We start from the raw sequence: 13,417 nt of genomic DNA on the forward strand, positions 1-13,417 counted from the left end.
TGGAGTTTTCACCAATGAACAAAATGAAAAATAGTGATTGGTTTGTGATACCTGCCCCTAATGCCCAGGCCAAGATGAGGCTATTCTGTTTTCCATATGCGGGAGGCAACGCGGCAACATTTCAAGCATGGACACAAGTATTACCGACATTCGTGGAGCTAGTTATTGTACAGCCTCCAGGTCGAGCCTCTCGACTTTTAGAACCCGCAATTAACAATATGCATGAAATGACCACAGAGTTATTGAAATTCTCAAAAGACATAACATCTCTACCCTATGTTTTACTTGGACATAGCTTAGGTAGCAGAGTGGCTTACCAATTGGCCGTAGAGTTAATTGAACAGCACTATCCATCACCTATTCATTTCATTGCATCAGGAAGCAGAGCCCCTCACACGGTAAAGACAAGTGAGAGGATATGCGATTTGCCAGATAAGCTCTTTTTGGACAAAATCGCTGCAATGAATGGAACGCCGAAAGAAGTGATGATGAATAAAGAGCTTATGGAACTACTTCTACCAATGCTTAAAGCTGACTTTTCCATTTCCGATAATTATCAAGCATCACAATCTCCGCTTCCTTGTGACATTACAGCCCTTGCAGGAACAGATGATGAACAAGTCAGCGAAAAACAACTTGTGGCTTGGGCAGAGCTGACATCCACAGAGTTTAAGAGTATGCACTTTCATGGCGGGCATTTTTTTATCGACACATGTGCATCCCAAGTCACTGATGCGATTAGTTCGTTGCTCCACCTTCTAGTAAGTGAAAAAAGTGTTACTCAGCAAGCCACATATTGAAAAAATGCGTCTCAGGTTTTCACCCAGTGGGCACCTGGAAACAGATAGCAATCGTTTTATATCAGACGTTGAAACTTCCAAAGAGCATGCTTTTCCAAGCGTGCTACTTTGTCGGTGCCAATTTGATATCAGTCAGATGTCCAACCAACTTAAAGAGCACTATGACATATCAGTACCAAATGACATTCAGCAAGCCGTAACTAAGAGAAAAGCCGAATACTTGGCTGGGCGAGTTGTTTCAAAATGGGCCCTAGAACGTATTGGATCTAAGTCATTGCATGTAGGCCGAGATGAAGACAGGAAACCAATATTCCCTATAGGGTTTTCGGGTTCAATTTCGCATAGCCAGAATACGGCAATATGCGTGGTAACAACTAACGAACATATCAAATATGTCGGTATCGATGTCGAAAATACAGTGAGCAACAAAGTAGCGAATGAGTTGAAGCACCTAATTGCCAGCAATCATGAATTTTCTCTATTAAGAAATTCAGGGTTGTCAATCAACCAGAAAGTTACACTTATATTCTCGGCAAAAGAGAGTCTTTTTAAAGCCATTTACCCCTATGCCAATCAAATATTGGGCTTTGATTCCTCTTCAATAATTTCGATAAAAAATAATTCCTTGGAACTGAAATTGAGAAATGATATTGCCGATAAAATACAAAGCCAAAGTGTCTTTAAATGTGAATTTATTGTCGAACGAGAAGAGGTGACTACGCTTGTTCTAAGCTAAAGTCACTGTCTACAAAAACGGCTCCTTTAAATAATACCGCGAAGGCGTGAAATTGATTCACCCCCACACAAATAACCTTCGCCACAAGTTTTCTTCGCGAAAAAACCATATTTCTGTCAGGGCGACTATTGAGTTCCCTGACCTACCAAACCGCTTTTCTCAAAATAGCGTCACAAGCCAACAACGATAAATAGTCGCCATACATAGATCGTACACTTATCTGGACTTCAACAATCAATGTCGAGGATTTCAGTATGTACGACACTATGGCGACACAAACCCCCGCAACTTCAAAACTATCAGTTCAATGCCAACTTGAGAAGATGGCAACGCTTTCGCCTTCCGAGCAAAATAATCATGCTTTTTTGGAACTGGTTAATGACTATATGTTTTCTACTAATCAATTCGATCTCTTCGAGAGAATCGTTTCATATCGCTCAAACGAAATCACTAAAGCACTTCCAAGTACTCAACCGAGAGGAAACCTTTTCACGACGTTGACATGTGACACCGCGAGATCCATCACTGGCGTCACACCGTTTCGTAACCTTCCCGAGATATTCCTCTCCATCGAGAGAATTGCCCTTGCTTTTTATGGCGACATCCTAGGTTGTTGGGCAGCATTTAAAGTATCCCAGCTTATTTCAGAAGCAGAAAACCATCTCGTAAAGCACTCTTCTATGCCAAGGGGGAAATTGCACACAGCGCCAGACAATGATCGCTATCGATACGAAGTGGTTACCGATATTCGAGATGATCAACGCCTATTCCTGACCAATTATTCTCCTGTTCCAATGAAACTATCATTGGCGAACGTACTGATAAATTTAGAGACTTTTGTCAAACAGCAACACTGGTACGAGATGCTTTACTACCTTGATGTCTCTTCATACGGTGAGCATTTCATTCTTTATCAAGAGAATGACAATTCCCCCCCCTTACTCCTTTCAACAGCACTTATTCAACGATGGCAACACCGAGATAACTGGCTAACATTCGATCCATTTTTCCAAACAGAAAGTTGGACACTGATCGCATCTAATGAGAAAATCCAAACATTGGAGAGATCAGGGATATTCCATAAGCCACTGAAAAACAAATTAAACCTTGGCTCTGTTGCAGCGTTTGATTATTCGCTATTGCAAACCATCACACAAAAGCGAGCAGTGTGTGAAATCATCCGAATGGCGATCGGGGGTCCACGAGAGAAATTGAATCACATTCTCTATTTAACCCTTAAATATCTGACAGTTAAATTGGCTGATATCGGTTTGGAAGCGGCTTATACCATTGTTGAACAGCCATCGATATTGGCTTTCTATGGGTCGGTTAACAACGACAGTAAAGGGACACTGCCTTACGTTTCTATATGTCAGCAAAAGGTCGAGGGAACAGACCTTACAACATATCAAGGAATCGTTTTTACAGGGCCAATGAGCCAAGCCTTTGAACACTGTAGCTTCAGAGACTACAACAAGAGAATTATAAAAATGCGTAGACAGGCGAGAACGGCGGAAAATGCCTAACCTTATCAACATAATGTCTAACAACTTCATTGCGATATTTCTCGTCGCGATTGCTGTTGTCGTTATGCTTTGGGCGGTCCACTTTGCCAGAGCATTAACGAAAAATCGGTCGGGTGTATCCCGACCGATTTACCTTCCCTATACGCTTTACACTGTTTTCATTTCGTTATGGATACTGTCTAACGCCTACTTTCAATCAGATCTATTAGTCGCTTTGGGAAGCGGAACAGCCACTATCATGGCGCTGTTAGCCAATTTGTTCTCTGGGCTTGCCTTTGCCTTCGCGTTCCTATTTTCATGTCGATTAGTATCAGAGCGTAACGCATTTCAGCTGAGTACTTGGCAATGGATACTCTTTGTTATTGCCTGCGCCATTACATTAGCCACCAATGTCATTCCAGGAATGAATGTGAGAACGGTTGATGTCTCTGGCATTGGCAATTTTGTCATTCACTTTGGTCCAGCCAGTGGCGCTTTTTTTGGCATCCTATTGCTTCTTGTTGTGCTCACACTGGTCAATTTCATTCGATCCAGCAGAAGTACAATTCGACTCAAACAGGTCAAGGCCACTTACATGGTCATGGGTATGGTTGGATTTATTCTTTCAACCTTCCTTGCGCATTTTTTGATCCCAATATTGCTCAATGATTTCTCCAAAGCATGGTTACCACCTGCACTATCAATCATTGAAGCCGTTCTTGTGGGTTATGCACTGCTTCACAATCGCTTTTATAGCAGCCGCTATATGGTACTGATCAGTTTCAGTTTTATTGCTAACGCAGCGCTTTATATCATCCCTATCGTAGTGATTAGCGTTCAGGACGCTTCGAAAACATCTTTGCTGTTTGCTCTTTGGACGCTGGTTACCGGTATTTTCTGGAATAAATCTCATGCAATGATTCGCCGAGGGGCTAACCGACTTCTATATAGAGAAAAAGGCAACCCGGTCGAAAGTATCTGCAACTTGATAGGCGAATTTCGCTACTCGACCGACGAAGCAGTGGTGAAACTCAATCATGTGTTGAATGCCAAATCAGGTCGTATACAAAAAGTCGCTAACAACGCGGAAACGAACGTGTATTTGTCATGTTTTGAAGGCGACCGCTCTGTTCTTGTTAAGGAAGAACTTGAATATCAACTTAAGCACGACCGCCCAGAAGATCCGGAATACCTTCGATCTGTCGCTCGCGAAATGATTAGCGCGGGTACATCGCTCGTATTGCCCATCACCAATGACAAAAGTGAAGTCACTCACCTCTACATGGTGTCCAAAGAAAACGAGAGCGACCTGTTTTCCAGCGAAGAAATCATGGGCTTACAGCGCCTGTTCGACGAAGCAAACCGTTTTATCGTCACCGAAGACAAAATTCGTAAATCACAGGTTCTGGCTGGCTCCATTGCCCATGAAATTCGTAACCCACTGACCAAAATCAAGTACCACTTCGAGCGTATTGATGCCGATATGTTTGGTGTGGAAAACGCCTCTCTCAGCCCCTTTGCGTCTCAAGATATGAAAAAAATCTACCAAGAGCTGGCGGAAGGGAAAAAAGCCGTTCAGCTCGGAACACGATTTATAGACGCCATACTCGATGAACTGCGCGGAGATGGGATCAGTACAGAACTCTTTGAACACTACTCTGCCGTTGAATTAACGAAGCAGGCGCTAAGAGATTTCAGCTTTTACAGCGACAACCACAAAAACAGGATTAATATCAATACGCACGATGATTTCCTTTTTCGTGGCAGCGACACACTTTACAGTTTTGTCTTATTCAACTTGCTAAAAAATGCGATTCATTACTTTGATGCCTTCCCCAATAGCCGTGTGAATATTCATTTTCGAAAATCTACCGACTATAACGAAATTCATCTCATTGATACGGGTCCCGGTATTTCAACTGAGCACCAAGCACACATTTTTGATGAGCTCTACACCAAAGGCAAAGATCAGGGTAACGGGCTGGGGCTTTCTTACTGTAAGCGAGTTATGCAATCTTTTGGTGGTGACATTACTTGCCGATCGTTAGCCGGAAAATTCACAGAGTTTGTTCTCTCTTTCCCTTCGATCGACCAACAAGTCCATGATGATAAATCCGTGGCAATACTTACCGATTATATGATGGGTAAATCGTGCCTTGTTATTGGCAATATGCAATCACAGGCTTGGCTCACTGCAGCGTTAGAAATACTCGGTGCAGACGTCATTCTCGCGCAAAATATCAAACTTGGATTTAGTAATCTTTGTCAGCAACCTGTTGATTTCATCATGATGGATCGCATGTTACTCGAGCGAGACATTGACTTGGTCAAGGCACTCCGAGCAGGAGATCTCGGCTACCAAGCCCAAGTTACCCCCATTTTGATCTACCACACCCCAGAGAATGAAGACTCTGAACCCCCAACAGGTATCTATGCGTCCAATTTGGTTCAAGGGCATTTAGACGGCATTAACCAAAGCCCGGCATTCCATCGTTCACTCGCGTCATTGATCGATGAAGGCAGCTTGGTGAAATTGGGAAGTTTGATGGGAAAGCGAGTATTGGTTGTGGACGATATGCAAGTTAACCGCTTGCTGGTTCAAGCTTACCTCACCACCGAAGGGGTTACAGTTGTTCAGGCGGCATCTGGCGAAGAAGCCATTCAAAAAATCACCAACGAGCCTTTTGATCTCATCGTGATGGATATTCACATGCCAGGAATGGGTGGTATTGAGGCCACAAGGGAAATACGACGATTACGACATGACATTCCAATCGTGGCACTTTCCGGTGAGTACAGTGAAGAAGCAATCATCGAGATTCAAGAGACCATGCACGATCACCTCGTTAAGCCAATCACTAAACAGCAATTGATCAAGATGCTGACAACCTGGTTAGTGCAAGACACATCAAGTAATAAAAGAGCCAAGACGCTGAACTAAATGTATCAGCGCTCATGACACTCGCTTTACTCAAGATTTTATAAGCAAATCGACGGTTACCCAGGTTTGATCTGCTCACAAATCGCTTTAACGTCGGCAAACGGATACTGACCAAACTTACCAAAACCTGCTGTTTTACCTAAACGAAGCCGCCCTGTCAGTGGCGTCGCGATGCCGCATAGGTATCTCGCAATGGCGTGAGAAGTGACAGCGTCATCTTCCGCAGCATTGAGTAACGGCTGACTTGCACGTTGGAGATCAGATAACTCCAATGGCAACAATGCTGAAGCACTCGGTAGCGTCGCAATTTGGCCTCGGCACACAGAGCAATGTCCGCATTGCTTCGGCGCATGCTCATCTGCAAAGTAACTTGCCAGTCGATGACTCAAGCAGGTCGTGGTTTCAAACAGTTCGAGCATGGCATGAACACGCTGAATCTCACTGTGCTCCTTGGCCTGAAACATATCGTGTATTTTATCGCTTAGCTCAGCAGCGGGTGTTCCCGTCAATGCCTCAGGACGACACACACGGAAAACGTCTGTCATTTGTTTGCTTTCCAGCTCAATCCAGCCCTTGTCGGCAAAGTAATCCAACGCCGTGACTGCACGGTTGCGGTCAGCATGAAACCCCTGCCAAAGCGCCTCAAAATCAACCGTATGCCAAGTGCGAGATTTTGGCGATGCTGCAAACACGGCTTCGACAAACTGCTTACGCTCTCCATCAAAATGCCCGATGATTTGCTCAACACTTAATAACGTTTTAAATCGATAGTCCGCAAAATAGCTGTATTGAGGCTCAATCACCCCTTCTAATTCGAGGTAAACCAGCAAGGTTTTCAGAGGAAGCTGTCGAATGTTGCTGTCACGTGAAAGGCGATTCAACATCACTTCCCAAGAGCTGCCTAACGGTGTTTTGCCAACCTCTTCAATCACCGAATAAATAGCGACGCGGTCTGGTGTGTCACCATAAACAAAGTTTTCCAGTACGCTCAGCGATTCTCGGTTGGCAAGCACCGAGCACGTCGACGTTTGCCCATCGCGCCCTGCCCGACCAATTTCCTGGCTGTAGTTTTCTATCGATTTAGGCAAATCGTAATGTATCACGGCGCGAATATCTGACTTATCAACACCCATACCAAAAGCAATCGTCGCGACAATGCAGTTGATCTCACCTTGCATAAAACGGTTTTGAATTTTCTGTCGTTCATCATTTGGCATACCCGCGTGATAGGCATGAGCAGGCAGCCCTTCATTCCGTAAAAAACTTGCGACCGTTTCAGCCGTGTTTTGTAAGGTGACGTAAATAATGGTCGGGGCTTGTGATGCATTTTTTAGCTGGGTAAGTAAGGTGGCCGCTTTATCCTGCTCAGGGCATGCAACCACGTTGAGATCCAAATTGCTGCGATAGAAACCGGTTACCACAATGTCTTGCGAAGCAATACCGAACTTGGTTCCCATGTCTGCAATGACTTGGGGTGTTGCGGTAGCCGTCAGCAATAGTACTTGGGGGATATTGAGTTGCTTACAATAAACGGGCAATTTCAGGTAATCTGGGCGGAAATTATGCCCCCATTCCGATATACAGTGCGCCTCATCCACCACGAGAAGCGACAAAGAAACGGATGAAATGAACTGTCTGAATCGTTCATTTTTAAGGCGTTCGACTGAAATCATCAAGATCTTCGTCTCACCCGCTTTTACCGCTCTCATTACTTCTCGTGACTCATCATAGGTCAACGTAGAATCAAGAGACGCGGCGGGTATCCCTTTGCTTTTGAGAAAATCGAGCTGATCTTTCATCAATGCCAGTAAAGGCGATATCACGAGTGTTAAGTGAGGAAGATGAAGCGCGGGGAGCTGATAACACAATGATTTACCCGATCCAGTAGGAAATATCGCCGCCGAGGAGTGCCCCGAAAGCACTCTCTCAACCACTTGCTGCTGACCACCTCGTAAGCCTTCAAATCCGAAAACCTGTTTCAACGTCTGTAAATAGGTGGTATCAGTGCTCATTTCCGCCTCGGCAAATCAATAGAATCAAATGATGCTGAAGTCTACACGTCCGCTAGACAGGCGACGAGTGTAAAGAAAGGAAACTCGGGAAATCCCGCGAAATTAAGTAAGTATGGGGTTGCTCAATATTGGCCAACACGACCGTCCAAAAACAGCAAGGCGTGGGTGTTACTAGGTATTAATTGAAAAATAGTGCATTTTGCCATCAGAAGCCCTGAATCATTCGTAGCTGACAAATGCAGTAGTTCGATTTACACGCAGCAAAATATGATATGGCTCCGGCAAAAAAGATTCAAATGGAAGAACACCTTAATCTCTTTACCCGCACAGTAAACGCTGAATAAAAAACCATAGAAAATTTGAAATAAACTAAAAACCCGTCAATTTTAAATCAAAAAACCTCCAACACATTGATAATTATTTTCACACCTAAACCTCGCCACTATACGCCACCAATTGAACAGGTCGGAATTAGATATGGATATAACCGAAATCATCAATCACAAATATCACAAACCTTGTTTCAACACGTTATGAACGAAGTGCATTTTTCTTTGTTCACCACAACGTAAGTGCGCAGCGTGAAACGACACATCTCATTGCGCTGACTCTTATTTCCCTCATCAATTCAGAAAGATACAACCAATGAGCAGTCTTATCTAGTAAATAAGTTTTAATACTTTAGATGTACACCCACTCACTAAATTAGATATCCCTCAATATATAAGTAATCCCATGTCTGCTACAAGTCATGAGTAGCAATACAGCTAATGTCACTAGTATGCGAACAATATCCTTCTCACTTTCAATTGATATGCACATTCATTAAATACCACTCAGCAGTGACTGACAAAACCATATAATTACATAAACAAAAGGGTTATTACTGTGGCCGCATCCCGTAGAGATTCATCAAGAGACAAACAACAAAATACCAAGCAATGTATTAACCATACAGACAAAGGAAAATCGATAAGAAAGCGATTGCTTACTCTTGGCGTTTTCATGTTAACTGCTTTTTTTGTTGTGGGAGCACTTCAATCAGGCCACTCTCTATCGGCTGCCAATACGGCTAAAGGCTTATCACCGCTGATCGCAATCAACGATGACGGCGCGGTTCAATCAAGCCCAAATACATCGGGTGCACCCACATCAATAAGCATTCCATTTGAAGAAAGCCTTGCCGGTCATGGTATTGAAGGCAAGCCGAATGCCGAGCGCCCTTGGTTGAGTGCATCACTTGAAAAACGTCCTTTTAGTGATTATTGGCGCAAGCAAGTTGAGTATCACCTTGCCCAGCCTCGCACACCGGGTTGGGTCAAATTCGAAAGCTATCATTTCAACAAAGGCAGAGATCCTCTCCAGTTACCTACTTTTGCTCGCATGGTTGAATCTAAGCATGTTCCCAACGTACTGACCGTGCGAATTGTTGATGGCATTGATAGCAATACCGCACTATCTGATATTGGTTTTAACCATAAGCAATCACTCGACCCAGCGGCTAAAAATTCACGCGTTCATGTCTATCAGATCCCTTCAGAGATGGCATTTGAGCTCGCGCTCGAAACCGTCAATGCGCACCCTAATGTCGCATTTGGTGAGCCCGATTATTTGATTGAATGGGCACTTGCTCCCAATGAATCCAATGGTGGTATTAGCAATGGCACCGCTTGGTGGCTCAATCAATTGAATGCCTATGAAGCATGGGAAACCACCACCGATGCAACCGCCATTGGGCCGATTGCTGTTTATGACCAAGGTGTACTTCGCAGCCACGAGGATCTAAGAGAAAACTTTTGGGTCAACCCAGACGAAATCGCAGGAAATGGTGTCGATGACGATAACAATGGCATTGTCGATGACATAAATGGTCGCACCAACACAGTATTTGGCTCCCATGGCACACCCGTGGCAGGAACCATCTGTGGAGAAGGTAATAACGGCATTGGGTATGTCGGCAGTGCATGGAAGTGTCAATTAATGGATACCGGTGGCCCACTGAGTTTTGCCGCCGCCGTATCAGATGCAATGGCATCTTTGCGTTATGCGACGTCAAAAGGTTCTCGGATTTCGAACCACAGTTGGGGTATCAGCGGTGACTACAGTCAAGCCTTCAAAGATGTGATCACGGACATTGAGAGTGATGACCACTTAATGGTGATTGCATCACACAACTTTAATTCCAATATCGACAACAGCCCCGTCTACCCTGCTTCTTACGACAACGACAACATTTTAAGTATCGCGGCATCCAATCAAAGCGAAGGCCGGATCAGCTATTCAAACTATGGCGCAGTCAGTGTTGATATTGCGGCACCAACCGAATTTATCACGGCCAATTCCTCGGGAGGATATTCAGGCTTTAGTGGCACATCACAAGCAACGCCTGTTGTGACTGGTGTGGTTGCGCTTGCTTGGGCGATGGACCCGTCCATGAATTTCAGAGAAATAAAACAATTAGTCATGGACACTGCTCGCCGTGTTCCAGCTTGGAATGGCTTGACCGTTTCTGGCGGGATTATCGACATGAAAAATCTAGTGGAATCCGTGATCGTCGATACAGATGGTGATGGCATTCTCGACGATGTCGATCCCGATGATGACAACGATGGCGTATTAGATGAAGACGATGCCTTCCCTAAAGACGCGACGGAGACAGTAGATACTGACGGCGATGGTATCGGCAATAACGCCGACAATGATGATGACGGCGATGGCGTCAACGATGAAGACGATTGGCGTCCACTTGATCCTAACGAACAATATGACACCGACGGTGATGGTGTAGGTAACACTCAGGATGATGACGATGACAATGATGGCGTTTTAGATATTGACGACGCCTTCCCGCTAGATAATACAGAGACCACGGACACTGACGGCGATGGCGTGGGTGATAACAGCGACCAATTCGTCAATAACCCGAATGAATGGGTAGACTCAGATGGCGATGGTGTCGGTGACAACAGTGATATAGACCGTGATAACGATGGCTTAAGTGACGATTTAGAATCACGCACATCTGCGCTAGTCACCAATTGGCCGACGTTAACGGGTAGTGCTGTCTTTACCGATGGCGTCTTAACGGCGAACGGCGGAAGCTGGGGACAGCAAGCCAATTCCGATAGTTTCTCTCAATATGGATTTAGCGACAACTATCGCTTGAGCTTCACCATTGACGCACTTGGCACCTACAACATGATTGGGCTAGGCAGTGTCGAAAGCTCCGCCAGCTATACCGATATCGATTACGCTTTCTACTTGACGGGCGGCTCTCTGAGCGTTTACGAAAGCGGTGCTAGCAGAGGTAGTCTGGGCAGTGTTTCCGTAGGCGACACGCTGACTATTGAAGTCAATACAAACACCATTCGATACCTCCGAAACAACACCGAGCTTCGCGAAGTCACCTACAGCGGCGATACCCCTGACTTCTACGTTGACTCCAGTTTCTATAGCGGCGCGATCCGCCTTAGTAACATCGAATTGACGCCGCTCTCGGGCGCAGGCTTGTCGGCCGATGCAGATAACGATGGCGTGACCAACGATGTCGATCTCGACTCGGATAACGACACCATCCCGGATGTGATTGAAGCTGGTCTGGCAGACAGCGATGGCGATCTCAAGGTCGATAGCATTGACCTGCAAGCCAGCGTTGATCCCGCCCCCGATTCTGACGGTGACGGCATTCCTGATTACCTCGACTTGGAAAGCCAAAACGCAGAGAACGACGGCACGGCCTTTGACATGGCCGCCAGTGACTTTGCGGCGTTTGATTCCAATGGCGATGGCATGCTCGATGGCAATGACGAACTCGGCGGTCACGACGTCAACAACAACGGGGTCGATGATCGCGCCGAAGATGCAGACGGCGACGGCCTCTCGAACCCGAACGATGACGACGATGACAACGACGGCACGCTCGACGTGGATGATGCGTTCCCGTTCGATCCAAATGAAGACACTGACACCGACGGTGACGGCGTCGGTGACAACGGCGATGCTTTCCCAACAGATGGCTCTGAAACAACAGATACAGACGGCGATGGCGTCGGCGATAACAGTGATGCGTTCCCAACGGATGCGTCGGAGACCACCGACACCGACGGCGATGGCGTCGGCGATAACAGTGACGCTTTCCCTGAAGACGCCACCGAGACCACCGATTCCGACAATGACGGCGTGGGTGACAACAGCGACATTGACCGTGATAACGACGGCTTAAGTGACGATTTAGAATCACGCACTCACGCTGATGTCACAGACTGGCCGACGCTTTACGGCGCCAGCTTCTCGGATGGCGTACTCAGTGCCAACGGCGGCAGCTGGACTTATCAAGCCAATTCAGCGCGTTTCTCCACCTACGGCTTTAACGACAACTACCGTTTCTCGTTCCGAGTCGATGCACTGGGCAGTAACAACATGATGGGCCTGGGCAGCGTGGAAAGCGCCGCCAGCTATACCGACATTGATTACGCCTTCTACCTCGTGGGCTCCACACTGTACATCTATGAAAATGGGGCGTATCGCACCAACTTTGGCGCGGGCAGTGTCTCTGTGGGAGACACAATGACCATCCAAGTCAATGCGGGCACGGTCACCTACTTGCGTAACGACACAGCGCTTCGCGAAGTCACCTACTCCGGCGATACCCCTGACTTCTACGTCGACTCCAGCTTCCACAGCGGCGCGATCCGCCTGAGCGAACTGGCGGTCACTCCCCTGTCTGGCGCAGGCTTATCGGCCGATGCAGATAACGATGGCGTGACTAACGATGTCGATCTCGACTCGGATAACGACACCATCCCAGATGTGATTGAAGCTGGCTTGGCCGATACCGATGGCGATCTCAAGGTCGATAGCATTGACCTGCAAGCCAGCGTTGATCCCGCCCCCGATTCTGACGGTGACGGCATTCCTGATTACCTCGACTTGGAAAGCCAAAACGCAGAGAACGACGGCACGGCCTTTGACATGGCCGCCAGTGACTTTGCGGCGTTTGATTCCAATGGCGATGGCATGCTCGATGGCAATGACGAACTCGGCGGTCACGACGTCAACAACAACGGGGTCGATGATCGCGCCGAAGATGCAGACGGCGACGGCCTCTCGAACCCGAACGATGACGACGATGACAACGACGGCACGTTAGATATTTACGATGCGTTCCCGTTCGATCCGAACGAAGACACCGACACCGACGGTGATGGCGTCGGTGACAACGGCGATGCCTTCCCTACAGATGGCTCTGAAACAACAGATACAGACGGCGATGGCGTGGGCGATAACAGTGATGCCTTCCCTGAAGATGCGTCGGAGACCACCGACACGGACGGCGATGGCGTCGGCGATAACCGTGACGCCTTCCCTGAAGACGCCACTGAAACCACCGATTCCGACAATGACGGCGTGGGTGACAACAGCGA

At 46.6% G+C, this 13,417-nt stretch carries 6 protein-coding genes; 5 read left to right on the forward strand and 1 reads right to left on the reverse strand.

The window, feature by feature from the left end; all coding sequences use genetic code 11:
* The first annotated feature begins 14 nt into the window (after positions 1–14).
* The 4 genes from A1OO_RS09735 to A1OO_RS09750 all read left to right on the forward strand — a co-directional run bounded on the left by A1OO_RS09735 (position 15) and on the right by A1OO_RS09750 (position 5,982).
* The gene (locus A1OO_RS09735) at positions 15–800 is read left to right on the forward strand and encodes a thioesterase II family protein (RefSeq protein ID WP_017002898.1); all 786 of its coding nucleotides are present in this window, start codon (positions 15–17) and stop codon (positions 798–800) included.
* Positions 775–1,536: a 4'-phosphopantetheinyl transferase family protein gene (locus tag A1OO_RS09740; protein ID WP_026023796.1), complete on the forward strand. Its 762-nt coding sequence runs from the start codon at positions 775–777 to the stop codon at positions 1,534–1,536. The genes A1OO_RS09735 and A1OO_RS09740 overlap by 26 nt, the downstream gene beginning before the upstream one ends.
* Before the next feature lie 254 nt (positions 1,537–1,790).
* Entirely contained in the window at positions 1,791–3,062 is a 1,272-nt protein-coding gene (locus A1OO_RS09745) for an acyl-homoserine-lactone synthase (RefSeq protein WP_017002900.1), read from the forward strand.
* Positions 3,055–5,982, forward strand: coding sequence for a hybrid sensor histidine kinase/response regulator (locus A1OO_RS09750; RefSeq protein WP_017002901.1), 2,928 nt, complete (start codon positions 3,055–3,057; stop codon positions 5,980–5,982). The genes A1OO_RS09745 and A1OO_RS09750 overlap by 8 nt, the downstream gene beginning before the upstream one ends.
* Positions 5,983–6,038: 56 nt before the next feature.
* On the opposite strand, the gene A1OO_RS09755 is transcribed toward A1OO_RS09750, so the two are convergent.
* Entirely contained in the window at positions 6,039–7,994 is a 1,956-nt protein-coding gene (locus A1OO_RS09755; RefSeq protein ID WP_017002902.1) for a RecQ family ATP-dependent DNA helicase, read from the reverse strand.
* A 1,005-nt stretch (positions 7,995–8,999) separates the two neighbouring features.
* On the opposite strand from A1OO_RS09755, the gene A1OO_RS23430 reads away from it, so the two are divergent.
* The coding region (locus A1OO_RS23430) for a S8 family serine peptidase (RefSeq protein ID WP_017002903.1) at positions 9,000–13,417 on the forward strand (4,418 nt) is incomplete at its 3' end.

This window comes from Enterovibrio norvegicus FF-33, from assembly GCF_000286835.2.
GTDB lineage: Bacteria > Pseudomonadota > Gammaproteobacteria > Enterobacterales > Vibrionaceae > Enterovibrio > Enterovibrio norvegicus_A.